General features: G+C 66.7%; 23 protein-coding genes. 9 read left to right on the top strand and 14 right to left on the bottom strand.

What is annotated here, in order from left to right; genetic code table 11:
- Positions 1 to 4 precede the first annotated feature (4 nt).
- The 8 genes from CXR42_RS08975 to CXR42_RS09010 all read right to left on the bottom strand — a co-directional run bounded on the left by CXR42_RS08975 (position 5) and on the right by CXR42_RS09010 (position 9,609).
- On the bottom strand, positions 5 to 1,297 hold the full coding sequence (locus CXR42_RS08975; protein WP_103257210.1) for a M16 family metallopeptidase: 1,293 nt from the start codon (positions 1,295 to 1,297) through the stop codon (positions 5 to 7).
- Entirely contained in the window at positions 1,294 to 2,667 is a 1,374-nt protein-coding gene (locus tag CXR42_RS08980) for a M16 family metallopeptidase (protein WP_425444857.1), read from the bottom strand. The genes CXR42_RS08975 and CXR42_RS08980 overlap by 4 nt, the downstream gene beginning before the upstream one ends.
- 69 nt (positions 2,668 to 2,736) lie before the next feature.
- Positions 2,737 to 3,267 carry a DUF3035 domain-containing protein gene (locus CXR42_RS08985; protein WP_103257212.1) on the bottom strand — a complete coding sequence of 177 codons (531 nt, stop codon included), beginning with the start codon at positions 3,265 to 3,267 and terminating at the stop codon, positions 2,737 to 2,739.
- A 63-nt stretch (positions 3,268 to 3,330) separates the two neighbouring features.
- Positions 3,331 to 3,825 (bottom strand): signal peptidase II, encoded by a 495-nt coding sequence (gene lspA, locus CXR42_RS08990; RefSeq protein ID WP_103257213.1) that lies wholly within the window; start codon positions 3,823 to 3,825, stop codon positions 3,331 to 3,333.
- 2 nt (positions 3,826 to 3,827) lie between these two features.
- Positions 3,828 to 5,414 carry a bifunctional phosphoribosylaminoimidazolecarboxamide formyltransferase/IMP cyclohydrolase gene (purH, locus tag CXR42_RS08995; protein ID WP_103257214.1) on the bottom strand — a complete coding sequence of 529 codons (1,587 nt, stop codon included), beginning with the start codon at positions 5,412 to 5,414 and terminating at the stop codon, positions 3,828 to 3,830.
- Positions 5,415 to 5,444: 30 nt separating this feature from the next.
- A complete protein-coding gene (locus CXR42_RS19895; RefSeq protein ID WP_103257215.1) occupies positions 5,445 to 7,148 on the bottom strand; it encodes a heparinase II/III family protein in 1,704 nt (567 codons plus the stop codon).
- A gap of 177 nt (positions 7,149 to 7,325) precedes the next feature.
- A complete protein-coding gene (locus CXR42_RS09005; RefSeq protein ID WP_103257216.1) occupies positions 7,326 to 8,477 on the bottom strand; it encodes a saccharopine dehydrogenase family protein in 1,152 nt (383 codons plus the stop codon).
- Positions 8,478 to 8,559: 82 nt separating this feature from the next.
- Positions 8,560 to 9,609, bottom strand: coding sequence for a saccharopine dehydrogenase (locus CXR42_RS09010; RefSeq protein ID WP_103257217.1), 1,050 nt, complete (start codon positions 9,607 to 9,609; stop codon positions 8,560 to 8,562).
- Between the two features lie 131 nt (positions 9,610 to 9,740).
- Here CXR42_RS09010 and rfbC point away from each other — a divergent pair, with 131 nt between their 5' ends.
- The 5 genes from rfbC to rfbA are packed head-to-tail and all read left to right on the top strand — an operon-like array spanning position 9,741 to position 13,831.
- The gene (gene rfbC, locus CXR42_RS09015; protein ID WP_103257218.1) at positions 9,741 to 10,301 is read left to right on the top strand and encodes a dTDP-4-dehydrorhamnose 3,5-epimerase; all 561 of its coding nucleotides are present in this window, start codon (positions 9,741 to 9,743) and stop codon (positions 10,299 to 10,301) included.
- Positions 10,298 to 11,335, top strand: coding sequence for a dTDP-glucose 4,6-dehydratase (rfbB, locus tag CXR42_RS09020; protein WP_103257219.1), 1,038 nt, complete (start codon positions 10,298 to 10,300; stop codon positions 11,333 to 11,335). Before rfbC ends, rfbB begins: the two co-directional genes overlap by 4 nt.
- Positions 11,335 to 12,117 carry a YdcF family protein gene (locus tag CXR42_RS09025; RefSeq protein ID WP_103257220.1) on the top strand — a complete coding sequence of 261 codons (783 nt, stop codon included), beginning with the start codon at positions 11,335 to 11,337 and terminating at the stop codon, positions 12,115 to 12,117. Before rfbB ends, CXR42_RS09025 begins: the two co-directional genes overlap by 1 nt.
- Entirely contained in the window at positions 12,114 to 12,962 is an 849-nt protein-coding gene (rfbD, locus tag CXR42_RS09030; RefSeq protein ID WP_103257221.1) for a dTDP-4-dehydrorhamnose reductase, read from the top strand. Before CXR42_RS09025 ends, rfbD begins: the two co-directional genes overlap by 4 nt.
- On the top strand, positions 12,959 to 13,831 hold the full coding sequence (gene rfbA / locus CXR42_RS09035) for a glucose-1-phosphate thymidylyltransferase RfbA (protein WP_103257222.1): 873 nt from the start codon (positions 12,959 to 12,961) through the stop codon (positions 13,829 to 13,831). Before rfbD ends, rfbA begins: the two co-directional genes overlap by 4 nt.
- 182 nt (positions 13,832 to 14,013) lie before the next feature.
- Here the strand turns inward: rfbA and CXR42_RS09040 are convergent, their stop codons facing one another.
- The 6 genes from CXR42_RS09040 to CXR42_RS09065 all read right to left on the bottom strand — a co-directional run bounded on the left by CXR42_RS09040 (position 14,014) and on the right by CXR42_RS09065 (position 20,845).
- Positions 14,014 to 14,241 carry a formate dehydrogenase subunit delta gene (locus CXR42_RS09040; RefSeq protein WP_103257223.1) on the bottom strand — a complete coding sequence of 76 codons (228 nt, stop codon included), beginning with the start codon at positions 14,239 to 14,241 and terminating at the stop codon, positions 14,014 to 14,016.
- Complete coding sequence (gene fdhD, locus CXR42_RS09045) at positions 14,231 to 15,031, bottom strand: formate dehydrogenase accessory sulfurtransferase FdhD (RefSeq protein ID WP_103257224.1); 801 nt, start codon at positions 15,029 to 15,031, stop codon at positions 14,231 to 14,233. The genes CXR42_RS09040 and fdhD overlap by 11 nt, the downstream gene beginning before the upstream one ends.
- Positions 15,028 to 17,919: a formate dehydrogenase subunit alpha gene (gene fdhF, locus CXR42_RS09050; RefSeq protein WP_103257225.1), complete on the bottom strand. Its 2,892-nt coding sequence runs from the start codon at positions 17,917 to 17,919 to the stop codon at positions 15,028 to 15,030. Before fdhF ends, fdhD begins: the two co-directional genes overlap by 4 nt.
- The gene (locus CXR42_RS09055) at positions 17,916 to 19,421 is read right to left on the bottom strand and encodes a formate dehydrogenase beta subunit (protein ID WP_103257226.1); all 1,506 of its coding nucleotides are present in this window, start codon (positions 19,419 to 19,421) and stop codon (positions 17,916 to 17,918) included. Before CXR42_RS09055 ends, fdhF begins: the two co-directional genes overlap by 4 nt.
- The gene (locus tag CXR42_RS09060; RefSeq protein ID WP_103257227.1) at positions 19,418 to 19,876 is read right to left on the bottom strand and encodes a formate dehydrogenase subunit gamma; all 459 of its coding nucleotides are present in this window, start codon (positions 19,874 to 19,876) and stop codon (positions 19,418 to 19,420) included. Before CXR42_RS09060 ends, CXR42_RS09055 begins: the two co-directional genes overlap by 4 nt.
- Before the next feature lie 87 nt (positions 19,877 to 19,963).
- Positions 19,964 to 20,845 carry a LysR family transcriptional regulator gene (locus CXR42_RS09065; protein WP_103257228.1) on the bottom strand — a complete coding sequence of 294 codons (882 nt, stop codon included), beginning with the start codon at positions 20,843 to 20,845 and terminating at the stop codon, positions 19,964 to 19,966.
- 92 nt (positions 20,846 to 20,937) lie between these two features.
- Between CXR42_RS09065 and CXR42_RS09070 the strand changes: the two genes are divergently transcribed.
- The 4 genes from CXR42_RS09070 to uvrC all read left to right on the top strand — a co-directional run bounded on the left by CXR42_RS09070 (position 20,938) and on the right by uvrC (position 24,832).
- Positions 20,938 to 21,729, top strand: coding sequence for a S49 family peptidase (locus CXR42_RS09070; RefSeq protein WP_103257229.1), 792 nt, complete (start codon positions 20,938 to 20,940; stop codon positions 21,727 to 21,729).
- A complete protein-coding gene (locus CXR42_RS09075) occupies positions 21,730 to 21,915 on the top strand; it encodes a hypothetical protein (RefSeq protein WP_103257230.1) in 186 nt (61 codons plus the stop codon).
- The gene (locus CXR42_RS09080) at positions 21,912 to 22,685 is read left to right on the top strand and encodes an SDR family oxidoreductase (RefSeq protein WP_103257231.1); all 774 of its coding nucleotides are present in this window, start codon (positions 21,912 to 21,914) and stop codon (positions 22,683 to 22,685) included. The genes CXR42_RS09075 and CXR42_RS09080 overlap by 4 nt, the downstream gene beginning before the upstream one ends.
- Positions 22,686 to 22,975: 290 nt before the next feature.
- Positions 22,976 to 24,832, top strand: a complete 1,857-nt coding sequence (uvrC, locus tag CXR42_RS09085) for an excinuclease ABC subunit UvrC (protein ID WP_103257232.1) — start codon at positions 22,976 to 22,978, stop codon at positions 24,830 to 24,832.
- The last annotated feature ends 63 nt before the right edge of the window (positions 24,833 to 24,895 follow it).

Raw genomic sequence — 24,895 nt, forward strand, 5'->3', positions numbered from 1 at the left:
AGCCTTAAAGGCCGGTCGGCTGGCCCACCACGACAAAGTGCAGCGCATCCGGCTGATACAGCCGCGCCGCCACGCGCTTGATGTCGTCCATCGTCACCGCCTCGATCTTTGCGTTCCGGGTCGCGGCATAGTCGATGGGCATGCCCTCGATCTGCATTCCGACCAGGATGCTGGCAATCGGCCCGTTGCCATCAAAGCGCAAAGGGTAAGAGCCGGTCAGATAGGTCTTGGTGTCGGCCAGTTCCTGTTCAGTCAGGCCATCGGTCGCGATGCGGGCCCATTCGGCGCGGACGACCGCAATCGCCTCGGCCACCTTGTCGTTCGAGGCCGAGAACTGGCCCAGATACAGTTCGGCCTGGTCCAGCCCGACCAGATAGCTGCCGATCCCATAGGTCAGCCCGCGCTTTTCGCGCACCTCGCTCATCAGGCGAGCGGTGAAACGGCCGCCGCCCAGCGCCTCGTTCAGGATGAAGGCGGCGAAGAAATCCGGGTCCTCACGCTTGATGCCCTGGTGGCCGAACATCACCGTGGATTGCGGCGTCGGAAAGTCCTTCACCGTCACACCCGGCTTCAGCAGGAATTCGGCCGGCCCTGGCAGGGGCGCGCCGGTGGCCGGCAGATCACCCAGAAGGCGGTCCAAGAGCGGCCCAAGCTCCTCGGCGGTGATGTCGCCCGCGACGGCGACATAGATCCGGTCCCGGGCCAGCGCGCCCTTGTAGGCAGCGACGATATCGTCCCGCGTCAGCGCCGCGACGGTTTCCAGCGTGCCATCGCCGGGGGTGCCATAGGGATGGTCGCCGAACGCCAGCGCGTCGAAGGTGTCGCTGGCGATGGTGTCGGGGTCTTTCTCGTTCGACCGCAGGATCGACAGCACCTGTTCGCGCACCCGGTCCACCGCGTCCTGGTCAAAGCGCGGGTTCACCAGCGCCTCGCGCAGCAGGTCCACCGCCTGATCGCGGTTTTCCGTCAGGAAGCGGGCCGAGACGCCAACCGAATCGGCGCCGGAGTCAAAGCTGAACTCGGCCGCCAGCGCGTCGCGCGCTTCGGCAAAGCCACGGCTGTCCAGATCGCCCGCGCCTTCCTCCAGCGTGGCGGTCATCAGGTTGACCGCGCCGCGCTTTTCCGGCGCATCCAGCGAGGTGCCGCCGCGGAACTGGATTTCCAGCGCGGTGAAGGGGATGTTGTGATCCTCGACCAGCCAGGCGGTGATGCCACCGGGCGAGACGACCTCCTTGACCTCGATTTCGGCCTGGGCGGGCAGGGCAAGGGCGAACAGAAGGACAAGGGCGCGGATCATTCGGTCTCTCCTGCGGCTTCTGCGGCAGCGGGTTCGGCCGCCGGTTCCGGCCGCGTCAGCCAGCCCGTCACGGCGTTGCGGCGGTCGAACACCTTCTGGGCCGCCGCGATCACGTCAGCCTCGGTCACCGCCGAAAGGGCCTCGTCCCAGCTTTCCACATCGGCCACCGTCAGGCCGACCGACAGCGCCTCGCCATAGCGGCGAGCCAGGGCGTTGACGTTGTCGCGGGCATAGATGTCCGAGGCGCGGACCTGCATCCGGATCCGCTCCAGCGCCGCAGGGTCGGGGCCGGTCTCCAGGAAATCGGCCACCACCTGGTCCATCGCAGCCTCTGCGGCCTCCAGCGTGACGCCGGGCGCGGGGACCACGATCAGCCCGAACGTGGCATCGTCGATCGAGGTGCCGTCATAGAACGCGCTGGCATAGACCGCCGTCTGCGTGTCGAACTGCAAGGCCCGCGCCAGGACCGAGGTCTGGCCGTTCCCGCCCAGCAGCTCGGCCAGGACGGTCAGCGCGGCGGCGTCCTTCTGGTTGCCCGGATCACGTTCCGGCGCAAGGTAGGTGCGCAGGACATAGGGTTCCGACACCCGCTCGTCCGCCAGGGAAAGCCGCCGCTCGGCCAGTTGCGGCGGTTCTTGCGGGCGCTCGCGGGGGACAATGCCCTCGGAAGGCTCCAACGGGCCGTAGTGCTGTTCAGCCAGGGCGCGCACCGCCTCGGGTTCCACATCCCCGGCGATCACCAGGGTCGCGTTGTTCGGGGCATAGAAGCGCTGGTAGTACTCCAGCGCATCCTCGCGGCTAAGCTGTTCCATCTCGTGCCGCCAGCCGATGATCGGGATGGCGTAGGGATGGTTCTGGAACTGTGCCGCCCGCATCTGTTCCGACAACAGCGCACCAGGGGAGCTGTCGGTCCGCTGCGCGCGTTCTTCCAGGATCACCTGGCGTTCGGTCAGCACGTCCTCTTCCGTCAGGCGCAGGTTGCGCATCCTGTCGGCTTCCATCTCCATCACCAGGTCCAGCCGGTCGGCGGCGATGCGCTGGAAATAGGCGGTATAGTCCCAACTGGTGAACGCGTTGTCGTCGCCACCCTGCGCCTCGACGATCCCGGAAAACGCGTTCGGGGCGACCTTGTCGGTGCCCTTGAACATCAGATGTTCCAGGAAATGCGCGATGCCGGAATGGCCCGCCGGTTCATCCGCAGCGCCGACGCGGTACCAGATCATCTGCACCACGACCGGGGCGCGGTGATCCTCGATCACCACCACCTCAAGCCCGTTGTCCAGGGTGAAGGTGGTTACCGGCTCGGCCGCCACCGGCAGCACGAATGCCAGCGACAGGGCCATGCCCCGGACAAGATCACGATGCATCAGGGTCTCCCTTTGGCGTCAGGGCATAAGTGCAGGGTCCGCCGCCCTATTCAAGGCAGGCAAACGCGCTTGTTACTGCTCGTCGGGATTGCGCGGAGGCGCGGACGGCGTGCGCAGGCCCAGCTTGCGCCAGCGGGCAAGCTCTGCCTGCTGGTCAAGGCTTTGGTCGCGGTAGGCCTTGTAATAGACGTTCACGTTGAACAGCCGTTCCAGGATGCGGCCGTTGTTGTCGCGCCGCCATTCCAGATCCTCGGACGCGAGGGTCGAGCGGATGCCGCCTTCCACCCCGAACCGCGCCGCGTGGGAATAAAGCGCGCCGTCGCCCGCCGGGATGCCCCCTGCCGCACCGGGACGCCCGCCCAGCGCGATTGCCGCCTCATCCTCGGGGCGGCGGTCGGTGCGGTTCGATCCGCCCACCGTCGGCTCGGGCAGTTCGGCCAGGCTTTCCGGCATTTCCAGAGGCTTCGGCGGCACGATGCCGAATTCGTCCGGCCCTTCGCCGGTGCGCAGGTTCATCAGCTGCGGCGTGCCATTGCCGCATGCCGACAGGACAAGCACCGTCGCAATCGCGATGAACGCCTTGCCCCTTGCCGCCGCCTGCATGCCTGCCTCCGAACCCGTCTTTGCCCCGTCTTAGCCTAAAGCGATCCGGTCGTCACGGGGGGATTACTTGCCTTTGCGGGCGGGTTTCCCGTCCTTCGGGTTTCCGTCGGCAAAGAACACCAGTCCCACCGCGCCAATGAAGATGGCAATGTCGGCCACGTTGAAGGCATAGGGATTCTCGATCCCGCAGCAGGACATGTTCAGGAAATCGGCCACCGCGCCATAGGCGACACGGTCCACCACATTGCCCAGCGCCCCGCCGACCAGAAGCCCGCCCGACAGTTGCGCCAGCGAATTTCCGCGCTCGCGCCGCATCCACCAGATCACCCAGGCGGAAATCGCCAGCGCCACGGCGATCAGCCCCCAGCGCGCGATATCCGACCCATGCGACAGAAGGCCGAAGTTGATCCCGCGATTCCAGGCCATGCGAAAGACCAGAAACGGCGGAAACACGTCGATCTCGACCCGGTTGATCAGGTCCAGCCAGAACACGACCACCAGCTTGGTGATCTGGTCCAGCCCGAAAACCGCCGCCGCCGTGATCCAGAAGCGCCGCATCGTCAGTGCCGGAAATGCCGCATGCCGGTAAAGACCATGGCCAGGCCACGCTCATCCGCCGCTGCGATCACCTCGTCGTCGCGCATCGAGCCGCCGGGCTGGATGATCGCCGTCGCCCCTGCCTCGGCCGCGGTGATCAGGCCATCGGCGAAAGGAAAGAACGCATCCGACGCCACGACCGAGCCTTTGGTCAGCGGTCCCGGCAGCCCCAACGCCTCGGCCATGTCCTGCGCCTTGCGGGCAGCGATTCGGGTGCTGTCCACGCGGCTCATCTGTCCCGCGCCGACGCCCACGGTTGCGCCTTCCTTCACATAGATGATCGCGTTCGACTTCACATGCTTGGCCACGGTCCAGGCAAACATCAGGTCCCGCATCTCGGCGTCCGAAGGCGCGCGCTTTGTCACCACCTTCAGATCGCTGGCCGCCAGCGCGCCCGCGTCGCGGTCTTGCACCAGGAAACCGCCCGCCACCTGCTTGAAGGCCAGGCCCTTGGCCTTGGGGTCCGGCAGCGCGCCGGTGGTAAGAAGGCGCAGGTTCTTCTTGCCGGCAAAGACCGCCTTCGCCTCGTCCGTCGCGTCGGGGGCGATGACGACCTCGGTAAAGATCTTCACGATTTCTTCGGCCGTCGCCCCGTCCAGCACCTGATTCAGCGCGACGATCCCGCCAAAGGCGCTGGTCTGGTCGCAGTGATAGGCGCGCTGGTACGCCTCGGTCAGGGTGGCGGCGGTGGCCACGCCGCAGGGATTGGCGTGCTTGATGATCCCGCAGGCCGGGGCACCGCCAGCGAATTCCGCCACCAGTTCAAAGGCCGCGTCGGTGTCGTTGATGTTGTTGTAGGACAGTTCCTTGCCCTGCCACTGCCGCGCGGTCGCCACGCCCGGCCGGCGGCTGCCGTCGGTGTAGAAGGCGGCCGACTGGTGCGGATTCTCGCCATAGCGCAGGGGTTGCGCCAGCTTGCCGGCAAAGCTGCGATAGCGGGGCGTCGACTCCTTGATCTCGCCAGCCAGCCAGGTGCTGACGGCGGTGTCATATGCGGCGGTGCGGGAATAGGCGGTCAGCGCCATTTTCTGCCGGAAGGCCATCGTGGTTGCGCCGTCATTGGCCTTCAGCTGGCCAAGCAGCGTGTCATAATCCATCGGGTCGGTGATGACCGTGACAAAGCGGTGATTCTTCGATGCCGCCCGGATCATCGCCGGGCCGCCGATGTCGATGTTCTCGATGCAGGTCGCATGGTCCGCGCCGTTGGCGACGGTCTGCTCGAACGGGTACAGGTTGACGATCAGAAGGTCGATCGGCTCGATCCCGTGGGCGGCCATCGCCACCAGATGCTCGTCATCATCGCGCAGCGCCAAGAGGCCGCCGTGGACATTCGGATGCAAGGTCTTGACCCGGCCGTCCATCATCTCGGGGAACCCGGTCACCTCCGACACATCGCGCACCGCCAGCCCCGCCGCCCGCAGCATGCCCGAGGTGCCCCCGGTCGAGATCAGCTCGACCCCGTATCCCGCCAGCGCGCGGGCCAGGTCCAGAAGGCCGGTCTTGTCCGAGACGGAAATCAGCGCGCGGCCGATGGGAACCAGGTTGGGCATCACGAAACCTCTCGAACAGCCAGGGGTCCCTCAGACACCAGCGTCGGCGCCGTCCAGGTCCCGAATGGCCAGCGGAGTATCCTTTGCCTTCGCCAAGGTCCAGCCTATCCGCGTCTCGAAGCCCCGCGCGTGGCCGCGCAGCACAATCTGTGTGCAGGGCCGGGGCTTCAAGCGGCCTTTTTCCAGATAGGCCGAGGGCTCCAGCCCCAGCGCGGCGTGGCCGCTGAAGCGGAAGATCCACACCTCGCCGCTGCGCAACTGCATCGAGACGGCGGTATCGGCCATGTCCAGCTGTGCATCCACCTCGGGGTGCAGGTGGAAGCGGATGGCAAAACCCGCGCCGGTCATTGCGGTCGCCGTCATCAGATCCTCGAACCGCCGCCGCGCGTCCGAGGTCAGCGCCGTCAGGCTGTCCACCCCCGACAACCGGCGCCCATCGTGGCTTAGCGTCAGGCTGCGGCTGGCCGACAGCCCGTGCGTCGCCAGCCAGCCGTCATGCGCCAGGAACAGGTCCATCCCCTCGGTCCCCGGCGTGATCCGGCAGGCGGTCACCACGGCCCGGTCGCCCAGCGCCTCGCCCGCCCCCGACAAGCGCGAGGAGGACGCCCCCTCCATCGCCAGCGCCGAATGCGATTGCGTCGCCCGCGCCGCCTGCCGCCAGGCCGTCCCGAACCCGACGCCCGACCCGCAACTGACAACCAGGGGCCGCCGCCCCGAGGTCAGTTCGAACGCCGCGGTCGAGGCATGGGCCGTCCGCACCGCCGGTCCGCCGGGGGGCGAGGACGCGTCCACGATCACCGTCGTCCGCCGACCAGTCAGCCGCGCAAAGCCCATCGCGATGGGCGAAGGCAGGCCCGGCCGCACCCCGGCCGAGGCCAGCGCCTGATCCAGCCGCCCCTCGGCCCCCTTGCCGCCGCCATGGAACCGCGCCAACTCGCCATCGGCATGGCGCAGCGTCCGCAACGCCGGCGCGATGCGCAGGATCGCCGCCGACAAGGGCGCCGGCACCGGATGCGCGCTTTCCGTCAGGGCGCTGGCCGACCAGGTCAGCAGCGTCAGCACCTCCAACAACTCTTCCGGATTGCGCGAGGGGATGCCGCCCTCGGCATCGATATCCGCCGCGCAGGCCGCCGCCAGCGCCGCCGTCGCCGGCCCGATCAGCCGCCCCATCCCGATCAGCGAGATCCCGGCATAGACCAGTCCCGCCAACGCCTCGAACCGCGGCAGGCCCGGCGCCGCCGCCTTCCAGCGCCGCGCCAGATAGGCCGACTGTCGCGAAAGCGAGCGATAAAAGGCGTCCGACTGCGCCCGGTCGCGCGCCGCCAGCAGCATCGTCGCATGATGAATCCAGCGGATGATCCGCCGCCCGGTCAGGTCGGGCGTCCAGCCCGGCCCCTTGCCCGCGCCATGCCGCGCGATCCAGTCCCAGGTCCAGTCCTGCGCCTGCCGCCGCGCCGCCTTGGTGCCCAGCGCCGCCAGGTCGTCCAGCCAGCCGAACCCCTGCGCCTCGGCCGCGAAATCGGCATCGGGGGCCTCGACCGCCCAAAGCGACTGGCCCGGCGACAGCTCCATAAGCTGCCCGGCCAGCACGACATTGCCGGTGACAAGTTGCTGCCCGCGCGCAAAGACCCCGATCGACCGCGGCTCGGGTTGCGAGACCAACCCACCCGCCGGCCGCGCCAGCCGTGCGGACAGCGCCGCCAGCCGGTCCGCCAGCTGATCCAGCCGCATCATCGGGGTCACCCCGCCGGTCGTTCCCTTGGCACCCAAGCCCCGGCCCCGCTGCTCTGCCCGGTTCGCCCGGGTCGTCGCGGCGAATCATAGGTCAGCCGGCGCGCCCTGTCACCAGAAAGGCTCGTCGATGACGTCGTCACGCCCCGCGACGAGCAGACGAAGTCGCCCAAGGAGCCGTCACCCCAGATGGTCGATCCGCTGCATCACCTGCGCCAGATGGCTGACCTGGTCCAGCCAGCGGTCCAGAAGCCTTGGGTCATGCGGCGCGCCATGCACCCCGGCCGGGATTTCCCGCGCCAGCACCGCCTCGATCGCCAGCGAGACGGGCACCGAGACCAGCCGCCCCATCGCCGTCCCGCGCACGTCACCCCAGGCATCCATCGCCCAGGTCTGGTGGAACACCGGCACCCCGTCGCGTTCCACCTTCAGCGCCACAAACAGGACCACCCGGTCCGGCTCGCCCTCGGCATAGGAATTGTCCTTCAAAAGCGCCGCCGCCCGCGCCTCCAGCGCCGCGTTGATTTCGGCGACGGGTTTGCCTTCCAGCCCCTCGATCTCGGCAAAGATCGGTGCCCAGGCATCGGCCCAGCCGTTCAGCCGGATCGTCCCGCGCACGAAATCCTTGACCTTCCAGTGCGGCTCGAACCGGTATTCCTCCATGAAGGGATAACTGTCACGGTTCGGATAGACCTCAAAGCTTTCGGGTACCGGCAAGGGCGCGTCATAGCGGGTGATCGCATCCCAGGGCCGTGCCACCCGCAGTTCGGTGAAATGCCGCAAGCTGCGCGAGGGCGACCGCAGGGCCTTCAACACCCCCGCCGGGGCCCAGGAGAACTTGTAGCGGAAGGCGTTCGGCTCTTTCGGCACCCCGCCGCAATAGCTGGTGAACGACAGCACATTGTCGTTGTGATAGGCCTTCGAGGCCCGATAGCGCGCCACCAGGTCATGCGCCATGAGATGGTCGATGCCGGGGTCAAGGCCCACCTCGTTGACCGACACCAGCCCCTTTTCCCGGAACGCCTGATCCAACGCGCGCATCTCGGGCGCGATGTAGGACGAGGAGCAGAAGTTCGCGCCCTTCTCCAGGCACAACTGGGCAATCCCGACATGCTGGTCGGCGGGCAGCATCGACACCGCGATATCGCCGGGCTGCAACGCGGCGGCCAATGCCTCCAGGCTGAAGGGGCGGATATCCTGCGTCAGGTCGCCAACCTCGGCCCGCGCCTTTTCGACCGTGCGGTTCCAGACGGTGACCGCATGGCCCGCCTCGATCAGCCGCCGCAGCCCCGGAATCGACGACAGCCCCGTGCCGCACCAATGGATCGTCATGCTCTCACTCCCTACGCTTGCCTTCTGGCGGCAAGAGTTTTCGAAAACTCTTGCAAATCTTTTCGAAAAGATTTGCGACCTCTCACACGCCCGCGACGTGCTTGTCGAATTCCACCTTCGCCCGCCCCCAGACGCCCGACCCCAGGTCCGTCAGCGTCAGCAACGACGGCAACAACTGCGCCGCATAGTCCTGCGAGGATTCCACCGGCATCAGGCTTGGCAGGTTGTCGATGGCCGTCACGTCCAGCGGCGGCGCGTCATGCACCCGCAGCGCCGGCGCGTCCCAGTCCGTCGCCCGGTCATAGACCTTGATCGGCGAGAAATCACTGGTCGGATCGCAGGCGATATCCCCGATCACCGTCAGCTTGCGCGGATCGGTCTTGGCCGAGGCCGGCACAAAGACCGGGCATCCCGGCCGGGCTAGGATGCAGTTCAGGAAGATCTCGTGCTGCAGCACCTCCGGGAACGGCCCGCCGCTGGCGGTTTCCGCGATATCCCATTTGGTCACCGCAACGCCCATCGCCTCGCACAGGTCGGCCGCGCCGGTGCCGACCCGGCCCAGCGCCCCGATGATGATCGCCCGCGGCCGCCCCAGCCCAGCCAGTTCGTCGGCCAGCTGCGCCAGAAGCGCGTCCTTCGACGGGACCTTGCGCACCGGCCCGGCTATCCCGCCGCGCTGCTGCGCCGCCCAGCATTTCAAGGACACCGCCGCCCCGGCATAGCCGGCCCAATAGCCGAAGGCCGCGACGCGGCGGCCGTCCTCGTTCACCAGATACTCCAGATCATACAGCGTCCCGCCGCCGGCCTTGAACCGTTGCAGCAGCACCCGCCCCGCAGGCTGGCCCTTGTAGGCATGGCCAAACATGATGTGGCGGTGCGTCAGGGGTGTCCCGTCCTCGGGCAGCTCCTTCAGGCCGAAGATGATGGCGGCGGCGGGGGCCTGGGGCCACAGGTTCTCGTCCGCGATCTCGCAGCCGGCCGCGACATAGCCGTCCAGCGGGATCGCCCGGACCGAGGACCGTTCCACCGTCACCCGGATGCCCGCCTTGACCAGCGCCGCCGCGCCTTCGGGCGTCACGCCTACACGCTCTTCGTTCGGCCGCTGTTCGGCCCGCACCCACAGATGGGTCATCGGTCACGTCCCTCCGCACTTTGTCCGGTTGATAGCAGAACCGTCGGCGGCGAACAGACCCGCCCGCGACGCATGGTTTGCAAAAGCCGGCCCAATCTGGTTTCTCTGCCCGCGTGTCAAATGGTGCCCGGATGCAGATCGAACCGACCGCCCTCCCCGATGTCCTGATCCTGACCCCCCGCCGCTTCGGCGACGGCCGCGGCTGGTTCACCGAGACCTGGAACGCCGCCCGCATGGCCGAGGCCGGGCTGGACCTGCCCTGGGTCCAGGACAACCACTCGTTCTCGGCCGCCAAGGGCACGCTGCGCGGCCTGCATTTCCAGTCGCCACCACGGGCGCAGCACAAGCTCGTCCGCTGCTCGCGCGGGGCGATCCTGGATGTGGCGGTCGATATCCGCGCCGGCTCGCCGACCTATGGCCAGCACGTCGCCGTGGAACTGACGCCCGAAAACGGCCGGCAGCTTCTGGTCCCCAAGGGCTTTCTGCACGGCTTCGTCACGCTGATGGACGACACCGAGGTGCAGTACAAATGCACCGACCTTTATGCGCCCCAGCATGACGGCGCCGTGCGCTGGGACGACCCGGCGCTTGGCATCGACTGGGGCACCACCGCGCCGATCCTGTCCGACAAGGACGCCCGCGCACCGCTTTTGTCGCAGATCGGAACCCCGTTCCGCTGGGAGGCCGCATGAAACTCCTCGTCACCGGCGGTGCCGGGTTCATCGGCTCGGCCGTCGTGCGGCTGGCGGTGTCGCGGGGCCATGAAGTCGTCAACCTTGACGCCATGACCTATGCTGCGAACCTGGCGAACGTCGCCCCGGTCGCCCAGTCCAACCTCTACAGCTTTGAACAGGCCGACATCCGCGACCGCGCCGCGCTGGACCGCATCTTTGCCACCCACGCCCCCGACGCGGTGATGCACCTTGCCGCCGAAAGCCATGTCGACCGCTCAATCGACGGCCCCGCCGACTTTATCGAGACGAACATCACCGGCACCTTCAACCTGCTGGAGGCCGCCCGCACCCACTGGACGCGGGCTGGCAAGCCGGACAGCTTCCGCTTCCACCACATCTCCACCGATGAGGTGTTCGGCTCGCTCGGTCCCATTGGCCAGTTCACCGAAACCACGCCCTACGACCCGCGCAGCCCCTATTCCGCGTCCAAGGCCGCCTCCGACCACCTGGTCCGCGCCTGGGCCGAGACCTACGGCCTGCCCACCGTCCTGACCAACTGCTCGAACAACTACGGCCCCTACCACTTCCCCGAAAAGCTGATCCCGGTCGTGATCCTGAACGCCCTGCACGGGCGGCCGATCCCGGTTTACGGCAAGGGCGAGAATGTCCGCGACTGGCTCTATGTCGAAGATCACGCCGATGCCCTGCTGCTGGTTGTCCAGAAGGGCCAGGTCGGCCGCAGCTACAACATCGGCGGCGAGAATGAGCGGCGGAATATCGACCTTGTCCGCACCATCTGCGCGCTGCTGGACGAAATGGCCCCAAAAGCCACCCCATACAGCGACCAGATCACCTTCGTCACCGACCGCCCCGGCCACGACGCCCGCTATGCCATCGACCCCAGCCGCATCCGCGAGGAACTGGGCTGGCGGCCATCCGTCACGGTGGAGGAAGGCCTGCGCCGCACCGTGCGCTGGTATCTGGACAACCAGGCGTGGTGGCAGCCGCTGCTGAACCGGCAGGGTGTCGGCGAAAGGCTGGGCAAAGCCTGATGGAGACGCTGTTCTTCATCGCCTCCAAGACCGTCGGCATGGTCGCGCGGGTGGAAAGCTGGGCGCTCTTCCTCATGGCTCTGGCCCTCTGGGGCCTTTGGCGCGGCCGGCTCCGACTGGCCGGCTGGACGCTGGGGACCGTATTCACAGGCACTCTCGCGCTGACGCTCCTGCCGCTCGGCGACCTCCTGCTTGATCCGCTGGAGCGCAGCTTCCCCGCCCGCATTGCCCTTCCGCAAGTGGATGGGATCATCGTGCTTGGCGGGGCCGAAACAACCGGAGCCCACCGCCTCTGGGGCGGACCGCAGCTAAATGAGGCTGGTGAACGCCTGATCGAAAGCGCCATGCTGGCCCACCGCTTCCCCGCCGCGCGCCTGGTGTTCACCGGCGGCTCTGCCACCGTCGGGCGCGACGAGGACACCACCGACCCGTCCGAAATGGTTCGCGCCACCTGGATCGCCCTTGGCATTGCGCCAGATCGGATCACACTTGAACAAACCTCGCGCAACACTGCGGAAAACGCCCGCCTGACCCATGACCTCGTCCAGCCGCAGCCCGGCGAGACCTGGGTCCTCGTGACCTCTGCCTTTCATATGCCCCGTGCCCATGAGACCTTTGTTCGCAATGGCTGGCAGGGGATCATTGCGTGGCCCGTCGACTTCCGGTCCGGGGACTTGGCCGCCCTGCGTGGCATCTGGCGGCTTGACCGAAACCTTCTTGGCGTCAATCTCGCCCTGAAGGAATTCCTTGGCACCTTGGCTTATCGGATCACCGGCAAATGAAGCTGCTTGTTTTCGGCCAAACCGGGCAGGTCGCCCGCGAACTCCAACGCCTCGCCCCCGACGCCACCTGTCTTGGCCGCGACGCAGCCGACCTTATGGACCCCGCCGCCTGCTCCGCCGCCGTCGCCGCGACCGACGCCGACGCGATCATCAACGCCGCCGCCTGGACCGCCGTCGACAAGGCCGAGGCCGAGGAACCCGCCGCCACCATCGTGAACGGCGACGCCCCCACGGCAATGGCACAGGCTGCTGCCGCCAGGGGCCTGCCCTTCCTGCACATCTCTACCGATTACGTTTTCGACGGCACCGGCGACCGGCCCTTCACCCCCGATCACCCGACCGGCCCGCTGGGCGCCTATGGCCGGTCCAAGCTTGCGGGTGAAATCGGTGTCCGCGCGGCAGGTGGCCCGCACGCGATCCTGCGCACCTCGTGGGTTGTCTCGGCCCATGGCGCGAATTTCGTCAAGACAATGCTGCGGCTTTCGGAAACCCGCGACCGGCTGACCGTCGTCGCCGACCAGATCGGCGGCCCCACCCCCGCCGCCGCCATCGCCGCCGCCCTTCTTGACATGGCCCGTCACCTGGCGGCCGACCCGGCAAAATCCGGCACCTACCATTTGTCTGGCGCACCCGACACCAGCTGGGCCGATTTCGCACGCGAAATCTTCCGTCAGGCCGGCCGGTCAACGGCGGTCGAGGATATTCCTTCCTCGGCCTACCCGACCCCGGCGCAGCGTCCGCTCAACTCGCGCCTCGACTGCACCTCGCTTGCAACGACCTTCGGCATCGCCCGCCCCGACTGGCGGCAGGGTCTGGCCGCCATAATGAAAGAGCTGACGCAATGACCCGCAAAGGCATTCTCCTCGCCGGGGGAACCGGCTCGCGTCTCTGGCCGATCACGCTGGGCACGTCGAAGCAACTGCTGCCGATCTATGACAAGCCGATGATCTACTACCCGATCTCGGTCCTGATGCTGTCCGGCATCCGCGAGATTGCCATCATCACCACGCCCGAGGATCAGCCCCAGTTCCAGCGCCTGCTCGGCGATGGCAGCCAGTGGGGTCTGGCCTTCACCTGGATCATCCAGGAACGGCCCGAGGGGCTGGCGCAGGCCTACCTCCTGACCCGCGATTTCCTGGCCGGCGCGCCCTCGGCCATGGTGCTGGGCGACAACATCTTTTTCGGCCACGGCTTGCCCGAAATCCTGCACCGCGCGCATGCGCAACCGACGGGCGGGACGGTGTTCGGCTATCACGTCTCGGACCCTGAACGGTATGGCGTCGCGGCCTTCGATGCCTCGGGCCGCGTCACCAGCATCGTGGAAAAGCCCAGCAATCCGCCCTCCAGCTTTGCGATCACCGGGCTTTATTTCCTGGACGGCCGCGCGCCCGAGATCGCGGCGCAGATCCAGCCCTCTTCACGCGGTGAGCTGGAGATCGTCGACGTCCTGGAACATTACCGCGCCGAAGGCTCGCTACAGGTCGAACGCATGGGCCGCGGCTTTGCCTGGCTGGACACCGGCACGCCGGGCAGCCTGCTGGACGCCGGCAACTTCGTGCGCACCTTGCAGGACCGGCAGGGGATGCAGGTCGGCTCGCCGGACGAGATCGCCTTCCGGCAGGGCTGGATTTCCCGCGACGGGATGGAGAAGCAGGCCCAGGTGTTCGGCAAGTCCAGCTATGGCGCGCATCTGGCCGGGGTGCTGAAAGAGTAACCGCCCGCGCCACAGCCGAGATGTCCGGCTTCCGCTTTCCCACGCGTCCCCTCTCCACCTGAGAGAGGGTCAGGACGAGGGGGCGCAAAGGGCAGGTCAGAGACCCGTTAAGAAACCCTGAACGCCCACAGCCAAGTGCCTGGAATGTAACAGGAATGCCGCTTTGTCCACCGTGGACAGGCTTACGCCGCCTCGACCGCAGGCCGCCGGATCGCCCCGGCCGCGTCCAGGACCAGGGGCCGGAACCCCGCCCCGCCCGCGTCCAGCAGCTCGAACAACTGCCGCCGCATCCGGGGGTCCCAGAAGTCGTTGATATGAGAGGCCAGCAGCGCCACCCCCTCGGCATGGGGCTTCGATTCCATGAACTGCGCGATCTGGTTCGCCATCCGCGTGATCTTTTCAGCCGACATGGGCGCTCTCCATCCTCAATCGATCCGTGTGCGAGAAGACCTCGAACCGGTCCCCCTTTGCCAGCGCGACCAGGGTGATCCCCACCCGCTCGGCCAGTTCCACCGCCGCGACCGTGGGGGCCGAGACGGCAATGATCATCGGCGCGCCCAGCATGGCGACCTTCTGGACCATATCGGTCGAGACGCGAGAGGTCAGCACGACCGCCCCCATAGGCTGCGTGCTGGCACGCACCATCGCCCCGACCAGCTTGTCCAGCGCGTTGTGCCGGCCCACATCCTCCCGCGCAAGCAGGACCCGGCCGTTCCAGAACGCCGCGCCATGCACCGCTCGCGTCGCGTCATGCAGCCGCTGTTCCCCCGGCAGCGCCGCCACCGCCGCCTGCACCTGGGCGGGCGTCATGCTGAAGGCCGATGGCGGCACCACCGGCACCTCGCGCAGCGCCTGGTCGATCGAGTCGATCCCGCACAGCCCGCAGCCTACCGGGCCGGACATCGTGCGACGCCGGGCCGCCAGCCGCGCCTCGGCCTCGGGGTGCAGCCAGACCTGGACGTCCAGACCACGCGGCACCGGCTCGACCTCGACCGACAGGATCTCCTCCGGCCGGGCGATGCCTTCGGTCAGCGCAAACCCGAACCCGAAATCCTCCAGGTCCGCCGGGGTCGCCATCATCACCGCCTGCGTCGTCCCGTTGAACGACAGAGCGACGGCCACCTCTTCGGGCAGCACCCGCTCGCCGGCCGCAACCGACGAACCGAACACCAACCGAGGGGTGGCCCGCGCGCCCTTCATTCCGCCGCCAGAATCCGCCGCGACAGGGCCGCCTGCGCCGCGTATTCCTCTTGCCATTCGGACGGGCCGTTGGACGGGCTGACCTGCACCGCCGTCACCTTGTATTCCGGGCAGTTCGTCGCCCAGTCACTGAAGTCGGTGGTGATGACGTTCGCCTGCGTGTCCGGGTGGTGGAAGGTCGTGTAGACCACACCGGGTGAGACCTTGTCGGTGATCGTCGCCTTCAGCGTGGTTTCCCCCGAGCGTGAGGCCAGCCGGACGAAGTCGCCTTCCCGGATACCCCGGTTTTCGGCGTCATGCGGGTGGATCTCCAAGAGATCCTCGTCATGCCACACCACGTTGGCCGTCCGCCGGGTCTGCGCGCCCACGTTGTACTGCGACAGGATACGCCCCGTCGTCAGCAACAGCGGGAAGCGCGGGCCGGTCTTTTCGTCCGTCGCCACGTATTCGGTGCGGATGAACTTGCCCTTGCCGCGGACAAACCCGTCGATGTGCATCAAGGGCGTGCCTTCCGGCGCCTTGTCGTTGCAGGGCCACTGGACGCTGCCCATGGTCTCGATCTTCTCATAGTTCACACCGGCAAAGGACGGCGTGGTCATGGCGATTTCGTCCATGATCTGCGACGGGTGGGTGTAGCCCCAGTTCGCCCCCATCGCGTTGGCAAACATCTGGGTCACTTCCCAGTCGGCATAGCCCTGCTTCGGGGCCATCACCTTGCGGACCATGTTGATCCGCCGCTCGGCGTTGGTGAAGGTGCCGTCCTTTTCCAGGAAGGACGAGCCGGGGAAGAACACATGCGCGTAGTTCGCGGTTTCGTTCAGGAACAGGTCGTGGACGATCACGCATTCCATCGCCGCAAGACCCGCCGCGACGTGGTGGGTGTCGGGGTCGGATTGCAGGATGTCCTCGCCCTGGCAGTACAGGCCCTTGAACGTGCCCTCGACCGCCGCATCCAGCATGTTCGGGATGCGCAGGCCGGGTTCCGGGTCGATGGTCACGCCCCACGCTTTCTCATAGATCGCGCGGACCTCGGGGTTTTTCACATGGCGGTAGCCCGGCAGTTCATGCGGGAACGAGCCCATGTCGCAGGAACCCTGCACGTTGTTCTGCCCGCGCAACGGGTTCACGCCCACGCCCTTGCGACCGATGTTGCCGGTCAGCATCGCAAGGTTGGCGATCCCGATGACGGTGGTCGACCCCTGCGAGTGTTCTGTCACGCCCAGCCCGTAGTAGATCGCCCCATTGCCGCCGGTCGCGTACAGACGCGCGGCCTTGCGGATTTCCTCGGCCGGGACGCCCGTGACCAGTTCCACCGCTTCGGGGGAGTGGTTGGGGGCGCCGATGAACTCGGCATAATCCTGGAACTCATCCCAGTCGCAACGCTCACGGATGAAGGTCTCGTTGTACAGCTTCTCGGTGACGATCACGTGGGCCAGCGCCGATACGACAGCCACGTTCGTCCCCGGCGTCAGCGCCAGGTGATGCGCGGCCTTGTAGTGCGGGCCTTCCACCGTTTCCGTGCGGCGCGGGTCGACGACGATCAGCTTCGCGCCCTGCCGCAGCCGCTTCTTCATGCGCGATGCAAAGACCGGGTGCGCGGCCGAGGGGTTCGCGCCGATCACCATGATCACGTCGGACTCTTCGACGCTGTCAAAGTCCTGCGTGCCGGCGCTGGTGCCGAAGGTCTGACCCAGGCCATAGCCCGTGGGCGAGTGGCACACCCGGGCGCAGGTATCGGTGTTGTTGTTCATGAACACCGCGCGGGTCAGCTTCTGGACGAGGTAGGTTTCCTCGTTCGTACAGCGGCTGGAGGTGATCACGCCGACGGAATTCCGCCCGTACTTGGCCTGGATGCCCTTCATCTTGGCAGCGGCAAACTCCATCGCCTCGGCCCAGGACACTTCCTGCCAGGGCTGGTCGATGCTGTCGCGGATCATCGGCTTCAGGATGCGGTCCTGGTGCGTGGCGTAGCCATAGGCGAAGCGGCCCTTGACGCAGGAATGGCCCCGGTTGGCCTTGCCGTGCTTGTAGGGGGTCATGCGGACCAGCTCGTCGCCCCGCATCTCGGCCTTGAACGAACAACCCACACCGCAATAGGCGCAGGTGGTGATGATGCTGCGGTCCGGGGTGCCGATGTCGATCACCGACTTTTCGGTCAGCGTCGCCGTCGGGCAGGCCTGCACGCAAGCGCCGCAGGACACGCAGTCCGAGGTCAAGGCGTCATCGGTCTTGGCGCCGAACGACACACGGCTGTCGAAGCCCCGGCCCTCGATGGTCAGCGCGAAAGTGCCCTGCACTTCCTCACAAGCCCGGACGCAGCGCGAGCAGACGATGCATTTCGCCGGGTCATAGGCGAAATAGGGATTGGAGTTGTCCTTCGGCAGCCACTGCGGGTTCGCCTCGCCGCTGGTGTTCTTCACCGTGAAGTGGTTCGCGAATTCGCCCGTCGGCGCAGGTTCGTACCGCACGTCGCGCAGGCCCACCGCGCCCGCCATGTCCTGCAACTCGCAGTCGCCATTCGCCGCACAGGTCAGGCAGTCCAGCGGGTGGTCCGAGATGTAAAGCTCCATCACCCCGCGCCGCAGCTGCTTCAGCTTGGAGTTCTGGGTGTGGACCTTCAGCCCCGGCGCCACCGGAGTGGTGCAGGACGCCGGAGTACCATTGCGGCCCTCGATCTCGACCAGGCACAGACGGCAGGACCCGAACGCCTCCATGTTGTCGCTGGCGCACAGCTTGGGGACGGAAATCCCGATCTCTGCCGCCGCGCGCATGATGCTGGTGCCCTCGGGCACGGTCACGTCAAAGCCGTCGATGTTAAGCGTGACCATCGTCTTGGACTTCGAGGCAGGGGTGCCGAAGTCGCGGTCGGGGATGATGAAGTCTTTCATTCTGCAGCCTCTTTCGCGCGGGCGAAGTCATCGGGGAAATGGGTCAGCGCGCTCATCACCGGATAGGGGGTGAACCCCCCAAGGGCGCAAAGCGAGCCGGATTTCATCGTGTTGCACAGGTCGGTGATCAGCGGGATCGCACTGGCATCGCCCGCGGCCAGACGGTCCAGCGTTTCCACGCCCCGCACCGCACCGATGCGGCAGGGGGTGCATTTGCCGCAGGATTCGATGGCGCAGAACTCCATCGCGAAGCGGGCCATGGCCAGCATGTCGGTCGAGTCGTCGGCAATGGTCAGGCCGGCATGGCCGATCAGCCCGTCCTTGGCGCCAAACTCCTCGTACCCGAAGGGCGTGTCGAACAGCGACGGCGGGAACCAGGCGCCCAGGGGGCCACCGACCTGCACCGCCTTGACCGGGCGACCACTGGCCGTGCCGCCGCCGATCTCGTTGACGATCTGGCCCAGCGTAAGGCCGAACGCCACTTCGTAAAGCCCGCCGAACTTGACGTTCCCGGCGATCTGCAGCGGGATCGTGCCCCGGCTGCGGCCCAGACCGAAGTCCTTGTAGAACGCCGCACCCTTGGCCATGATCACCGGAACCGAGGCCAGCGAGATCACGTTGTTCACCACCGTGGGCCGCCCCATGAACCCTTGCAGCGCCGGCAAAGGCGGCTTGGCACGCACCACGCCGCGCTTGCCCTCCAGGCTGTTCAGAAGCGAGGTTTCCTCGCCGCAGACATAGGCCCCCGCGCCCACACGGATTTCCATGTCGAAACGCGGACCAAGCACCCCGGCCTCACGCGCGATCTTCACCGCGGCGTCCATCACCCGGATCGCCACCGGATATTCGCTGCGGATATAGACGTAGCCCTTGGTCGCCCCGCAGGCCAACCCGGCAATCGCCATGCCCTCGATCAGCGTGAAGGGGTCGCCCTCCATCAGCATCCGGTCGGCGAAAGTGGCGCTGTCGCCCTCATCCGCGTTGCAGACGATGTATTTCTGGTCGCCCGGCGCCTCAGACACCGTCTTCCACTTGATCCCCGTCGGGAAACCGGCACCACCGCGACCGCGCAGACCGCTTTCGGTCACCTCGGCCACGATCTGGGTCCTGGTCATCGCAACGGCACGCTCCAGCCCCACCAGCCCGCCATGCGCGACGTAATCCTCCAGCGACAGGGGATCGATCACGCCCACCCGAGCAAAGGTCAGCCGGGTCTGACCCTTCATCCAGGGCAGCTCATCGACCAAGCCCAGCGCCTTCGGATGCGCGGCCAGATCGCCGAACAGCCCCGGCACGTCAGCGACCGTCAGCGGGCCAAAGCCCACACGGCCCGCATCCGTCACCACCTCAACCAGCGGCTCCAGCCACACCATCCCGCGACTGCCATTGCGGACGACCTGAACCGTAACCCCACGACGCGCGGCTTCAGCTTCAATGGCGGCAACCAGAGCATCCGCGCCCAGGGCAACCGCAACACTGTCCAGAGGAACGTAAAGCTTCATTTCGCCACCTCTGCCAGAACGCCCTCATCACAGCGACCCACCAGCCTCCCATCGACCATCGCCGCCGGTCCGCAGGCGCAAAGGCCCAGGCAGAACACCGGCTCCAGCGTCACGCGGCCATCGGGCGTGGTCTCGTGCCAGTCGATCCCCAGCGCCGCCTTGATCCGGTCCGCAACCGCATCCGCGCCAACGGTCTGGCACGCCTCGGCCCGGCACAACTTCAGCACATGCCGACCAGCCGGGGCCGCGCGGAAATCGTGGTAGAAACTGATCACCCCATGCACCTCCGCCTTGGACAGCATCAGCGCTTTGGCGATCTGCGGCACGGCACTGTCGGGGACATAGCCGAAGGCTTCCTGGATCGCGTGAAGGATCGGCAACAGCGGACCCTCCAGCCCGCGATGGGCGTCAAGGATCTCGGCGATCCGGTCTGTTTGGGCGTGGGAATCGAGCATGCGGGCAAACCTCTGGCTGGCATGCAGAGGTATACGCCGATTGATAGGCATATCAATGCCGATATACCGTCGAACGATAGACAAACCCTATCGAAACAGCCGCACCGCCTCATCCACCAGCGCCTGCAGGACCGGAGTTTGCGGGTCACGCCGCGCCGCGATCAGGCCGACCGTATGCTCCGCCTCCGGCTCGACGATGGGGATCGAATGCAACCGTCCATCCGCCACGAACATATCCGCCAGCTTCTTCGGCACCACGCTCGCCCAGCGCCCGGTCAGCACATGCGCGACCAAAGCCATCGTCGAGTTCGATTCAATCATCGGCACCGCATCCACCCCAGCCTCGCCCAGATGCTGGTTCACGATCCGCCGGTTCTGCATGTCCGACGTCAGCAGACACAACGGCACCGACGAAAGCTCGTTCCACGTCACCTGCCGCCGCCCGGCCATTTCCGACCCCGGCGCAATCAGCAGCCGGTAGAACTCGGTATACAAAGGCACCTGGCTGACCCGGCCCAGGGGTTCGTTGTCCAGATAGGTGATCCCGGCTTCCAGGTCCAAAGCCTCGATCCCGGTCAGGATCTCGATGCTGGTGCGCGACAGGATCGACACGCGGACATTGGGGTGCTTTTGCGTGAACGGCCCCGTCAGGTCGGCCACCATCGGCAGCGCGGTCGGAATGACCCCAATCCGCAGGTTGCCGGACAGGCCGGTGCGGACCACCCGCATCTCGTCCTTCAGCGCGCGCACGTCGCCGACGATGCCTAGCGCCCGGTCCAAAACGCGCTGACCCTCGGGCGTCAGGCCCTGGAACCGGCTGCCGCGGAACACAAGCTGCACGCCCAGTTGATCCTCCAGCTGCCGGATCGCGGACGACAGCGACGGCTGCGTGACCCCGCAAACCTCGGCCGCGCGGCCAAAGTGCCGCTCTTTCGCCAGCGCGATGAACATTTCCAGCTTGTCGATCATCCCCAGACCCTGCCGCGCCCCGCCGCAGCCCGCAAGCCCCCCTCCCCGCATGACCCCTTGCCGGTTGCAGGTCGGGGGCTTACCTCTGGCCCATGAGACGCTTCCTCCCCTTCCTGCCGAAACCCAGCCTTGTCCCGGTGATACGCCTTGGCGGCACCATCGGCACCGGCTCGCGCGCCCTGAATGACGAGGCGCTGGCCCCGCTGATCGAAAAGGCCTTCAAGATGAAGCCGGTCGCGGTGGCCTTGCAGGTCAACTCGCCCGGCGGGTCGGCGGTGCAGTCCAGCCTGATCGCGGCGCGCATCCGGCGGCTGGCCGAGGAGAAGAAGGTTCCCGTCCACGCCTTTGTCGAGGATGTGGCGGCCTCGGGCGGCTATTGGCTGGCCTGCGCGGCGGATGACATCTGGGTCGATCCCAGCAGCCTTGTCGGTTCCATCGGCGTGATCTTCGCCAGCTTCGGCTTCCCGGAACTGATGGCGCGTCAGGGGGTAGAGCGTCGGGTGGTCACGGCCGGCCGGTCGAAAAGCTTTGCCGACCCGTTCCTGCCGCAGAAGCCCGAGGATGTGGAGCGGTTGAAAGCCCTGCAAGGCCCGATCCACCAGGCCTTCATCGACCATGTTCGCGCCTCACGCGGGAAACGGCTAAGCGACACGGCGGACCTGTTCAACGCCGATATCTGGGCAGGCCAGCATGCGGTGGACCTGGGTCTGGCCGATGGGGTTGCGCATCTGGTGCCGAAGCTGAAGGCGCTTTACGGCGACAAGGTCCGGCTGGTCCCCCTTGGCCGCAAGCGCAGCCTGTTCCAACGGTTCGGCCTTTCCCTGGTCGACGAGACCCTGGGCGCGGTCGAGGACCGGGCGCTTTGGGCGCGGTATGGCCTGTAGATGCTGTTCAAGATCATCTTCGTCTTTCTGCTTCTGATGGTCCTTGTCGCCCTGGTCGGCAGGGTGCTGTTCCCCTCGGCCCTTCCCCGCGTGCTGCGAAAACGCAAGGGGGCCCCTCGCTGCGCGGACTGCGGGCGCTATCTGATCGGCCGCACGACATGCGACTGCAAAGGGGGCGGGAAATGACGGCATTGGTGACCGGGGCGGGCAAGCGGCTTGGCCGCGCGATGGCGCTGTATCTGGCACGGCGCGGGCATGACGTGGCAGTGCATTACGCCAGTTCGGCTGACGAGGCCGAGGCCGTGGTGGCCGAGATCCGCGCGCTTGGCCGTAAGGCGCAGGCCTTCCAGGCCGACCTTTTGTCCGAGGATGCGACCCAGGCGCTGATCCCCGCCGTGACCGCCGCGCTGGGGCCGCTGACCGTGCTGGTCAACAACGCGTCGATCTTCGAATACGACCGGATCGAAACCTCGACCCGCCAAAGCTGGGACCGCCACATCGAATCAAACCTGCGTGCGCCCTATGTGCTGACGCAAGCTTTCGCCCGGCAATGCCCCCCGGCCACCCCGGATGAGGCTGGCGAACCCCTCGCCCTGGGCCTGGTCGTCAACATGATCGACCAGCGCATCCTGAAACTGACGCCCGAGTTCAGCACCTATACCATCGCCAAGATGGGTCTCTGGGCCCTGACCCGCACCGCCGCCCAGGGCCTTGCGCCGCATGTCCGCGTGAACGCCATCGGCCCCGGCCCCACCCTGCAGGGCGCCCGGCAATCCGCCCAGCACTTTGCCCGCCAGCGCGCCGCGACGGTGCTGGGCCGGGGCGCGAATCCCGCCGACATCACCGCCGCACTGGGCTTCTTTCTGGACAGTCCGGCCGTCACCGGCCAGTTCCTTGCCATCGACGGCGGGCAGCATCTCGCCTGGCAAACCCCCGATGTGCTGGGCGTCGAATAGCGCCCTCCCCCGGAAGTTGTCCACTTTCGCCCCGGCCTTCACGCATTCGTCATAATTCGCGTTGAATTTCAGGGATTTGGCGCGCTCCTAAAAATCTTTCGTTAGATTCCAAAGACTTGCAAAAACGCCCAAAAAATAGGCAACCTCACGAAACCGCCTGAAAACCACGGAAATTCCGCGCTCACGAAAACTTCTCCGCAGAGTTATCCCCAGATTCCGTGGACAGCTTTACCCTTGCCAGCACCCCGCAGAGGTGGCAGCCCAACCGTAGAATCGACAGACTGTAAGCCATGGACCAGAAACCCCGCAGCGGACACGAGGTGATCCAGGATTACCTCAAAACACTCGACGGCTCGCCGGGGGTGTACCGGATGCTGAACGCCGCATCCGAGGTGCTGTATGTCGGCAAGGCGCGCAACCTGAAGGCCCGGGTGTCGAACTATGCGCGACCCTCGGGACATTCCGGCCGCATCGCTAGGATGATCCACGAAACGGCATCAATGATGTTCCTGACCACCCGGACAGAACTTGAGGCTCTGCTGCTGGAACAGAACCTCATCAAACAGCTGAAGCCGCGCTACAACGTGCTGCTGCGCGACGACAAGTCGTTCCCGAACATCCTGATCTCCTCCGAACACCCCTACCCGCAGATCAAGAAGCATCGCGGCAAGAAGTCGGAAAAGGGTGCCTACTTCGGCCCCTTCGCGTCGGCAGGCGCCGTCAATCGCACACTGAACCAGCTGCAAAAGGTGTTCCTGCTGCGCAACTGCTCGGACTCGATCTTCGACAGCCGCACCCGCCCCTGCCTGCAATTCCAGATCAAGCGCTGCAGCGCGCCCTGCGTCGGCAAGATCACGGCCGAGGGCTATGCCACCCTGGTCGACGATGCCAAGCGGTTTCTGGAAGGCAAGACCACTTCGGTCCAGGCCGACTTGGCCCGCGACATGGCCGCCGCCTCCGAGGCGATGGAGTTCGAACGCGCCGCCGCCCTGCGTGACCGGATCAAGGCGCTGACCCAGGTCCAGCAGACGCAAGGCATCAACCCGCAAGGCGTGGCCGAGGCCGACGTCGTCGCCCTCCACCTCGAACACGGCCAGGCCTGTGTGCAGGTGTTCTTCATCCGCGCCAACCAGTCCTGGGGCAACCGCGACTTCTACCCCAAGACCGGCGCCGGGGCCGAAGCGCCCGAGATCATGGAGGCCTTTCTCACCCAGTTCTACGACGACAAAGACCCGCCCCGGCTGATCCTTCTCTCCCACCCCGTCGACAACTCCGACCTGGTGACCGAGGCCCTGTCCGCCCGCGCCGGCCGCAAGGTCGAACTGACGGTTCCCCAGCGCGGCGAAAAGGCGGAACTGGTGGAGAACGCCGCCCGCAACGCGCGCGAAAGCCTGGCCCGCCGGATGGCCGAGTCCTCCACCCAGAACAGGCTGCTTCAGGGCCTGGCCGAAGCCTTCGACCTTGACGCCCCACCGCAGCGGATCGAGGTCTACGACAACTCCCACATCCAGGGCACCAATGCCGTGGGCGGGATGATCGTCGCCGGGGCCGAGGGCTTCCTGAAATCGCAATACCGCAAGTTCAACATCAAGTCCGAAGCCGGGGCGAACTCCGACGACTTCGGGATGATGAAGGAAGTCCTGACCCGCCGGTTTGAGCGTCTGCTGAAGGAAGACCCCCAGCGCAAGACCGACATGTGGCCCGACCTCCTGCTGATCGACGGTGGCGCGGGGCAGGTGTCGGCCGTGGCCGAGATCATGTCCGAGCTTGGGGTCGAGGATATCCCGATGGTCGGCGTCGCCAAGGGCATCGACCGCGACGCCGGGAAAGAGGAATTCCACCGCCCGGGTGAGCGCCCCTTCGCCCTGCAGAGGAACGACCCCGTCCTCTATTTCATCCAGCGCCTGCGGGACGAGGCCCACCGCTGGGCCATCGGCGCCCACCGCGCCAAGCGGGCCAAGGCCGTCAGCCTGACGCCGCTGGACGACATCCCCGGCGTCGGGGCCACCCGCAAACGCGCCCTCCTGCAGCACTTCGGGTCTGCCAAGGCCGTCGCGCGGGCCGGGGTGGCGGATTTGCAGGCAGTGGACGGGATTTCGGAAGCGATGGCCCGGACCATTGCAGACTACTTCTCGGCCAAGGCGTAGGGTGGGGTTGAACCCCACCCTACCCTCAGCGCGGCGCAGGACTTCCCGCGCGCCGACGTCCGG

Source organism: Tabrizicola aquatica (assembly GCF_002900975.1).
Classification (GTDB): Bacteria; Pseudomonadota; Alphaproteobacteria; order Rhodobacterales; family Rhodobacteraceae; genus Tabrizicola; species Tabrizicola aquatica.

Coding starts and splice junctions, on each gene's coding strand:
- fdhF (WP_103257225.1), bottom strand. CDS start 17,919: ATGAAAGACTTCATCATCCCCGACCGCGACTTCGGCACCCCTGCCTCG.
- purH (WP_103257214.1), bottom strand. CDS start 5,414: ATGCCCAACCTGGTTCCCATCGGCCGCGCGCTGATTTCCGTCTCGGAC.
- CXR42_RS09060 (WP_103257227.1), bottom strand. CDS start 19,876: ATGCTCGATTCCCACGCCCAAACAGACCGGATCGCCGAGATCCTTGAC.
- CXR42_RS09040 (WP_103257223.1), bottom strand. CDS start 14,241: ATGTCGGCTGAAAAGATCACGCGGATGGCGAACCAGATCGCGCAGTTC.
- CXR42_RS09025 (WP_103257220.1), top strand. CDS start 11,335: ATGGAGACGCTGTTCTTCATCGCCTCCAAGACCGTCGGCATGGTCGCG.
- rfbA (WP_103257222.1), top strand. CDS start 12,959: ATGACCCGCAAAGGCATTCTCCTCGCCGGGGGAACCGGCTCGCGTCTC.
- CXR42_RS08975 (WP_103257210.1), bottom strand. CDS start 1,297: ATGATCCGCGCCCTTGTCCTTCTGTTCGCCCTTGCCCTGCCCGCCCAG.
- CXR42_RS09005 (WP_103257216.1), bottom strand. CDS start 8,477: ATGACGATCCATTGGTGCGGCACGGGGCTGTCGTCGATTCCGGGGCTG.
- CXR42_RS09010 (WP_103257217.1), bottom strand. CDS start 9,609: ATGACCCATCTGTGGGTGCGGGCCGAACAGCGGCCGAACGAAGAGCGT.
- uvrC (WP_103257232.1), top strand. CDS start 22,976: ATGGACCAGAAACCCCGCAGCGGACACGAGGTGATCCAGGATTACCTC.
- CXR42_RS09070 (WP_103257229.1), top strand. CDS start 20,938: ATGAGACGCTTCCTCCCCTTCCTGCCGAAACCCAGCCTTGTCCCGGTG.
- CXR42_RS09080 (WP_103257231.1), top strand. CDS start 21,912: ATGACGGCATTGGTGACCGGGGCGGGCAAGCGGCTTGGCCGCGCGATG.
- rfbB (WP_103257219.1), top strand. CDS start 10,298: ATGAAACTCCTCGTCACCGGCGGTGCCGGGTTCATCGGCTCGGCCGTC.
- fdhD (WP_103257224.1), bottom strand. CDS start 15,031: ATGAAGGGCGCGCGGGCCACCCCTCGGTTGGTGTTCGGTTCGTCGGTT.
- CXR42_RS09075 (WP_103257230.1), top strand. CDS start 21,730: ATGCTGTTCAAGATCATCTTCGTCTTTCTGCTTCTGATGGTCCTTGTC.
- CXR42_RS08985 (WP_103257212.1), bottom strand. CDS start 3,267: ATGCAGGCGGCGGCAAGGGGCAAGGCGTTCATCGCGATTGCGACGGTG.
- CXR42_RS09055 (WP_103257226.1), bottom strand. CDS start 19,421: ATGAAGCTTTACGTTCCTCTGGACAGTGTTGCGGTTGCCCTGGGCGCG.
- CXR42_RS09065 (WP_103257228.1), bottom strand. CDS start 20,845: ATGATCGACAAGCTGGAAATGTTCATCGCGCTGGCGAAAGAGCGGCAC.
- rfbC (WP_103257218.1), top strand. CDS start 9,741: ATGCAGATCGAACCGACCGCCCTCCCCGATGTCCTGATCCTGACCCCC.
- lspA (WP_103257213.1), bottom strand. CDS start 3,825: ATGCGGCGCTTCTGGATCACGGCGGCGGCGGTTTTCGGGCTGGACCAG.
- CXR42_RS19895 (WP_103257215.1), bottom strand. CDS start 7,148: ATGATGCGGCTGGATCAGCTGGCGGACCGGCTGGCGGCGCTGTCCGCA.
- rfbD (WP_103257221.1), top strand. CDS start 12,114: ATGAAGCTGCTTGTTTTCGGCCAAACCGGGCAGGTCGCCCGCGAACTC.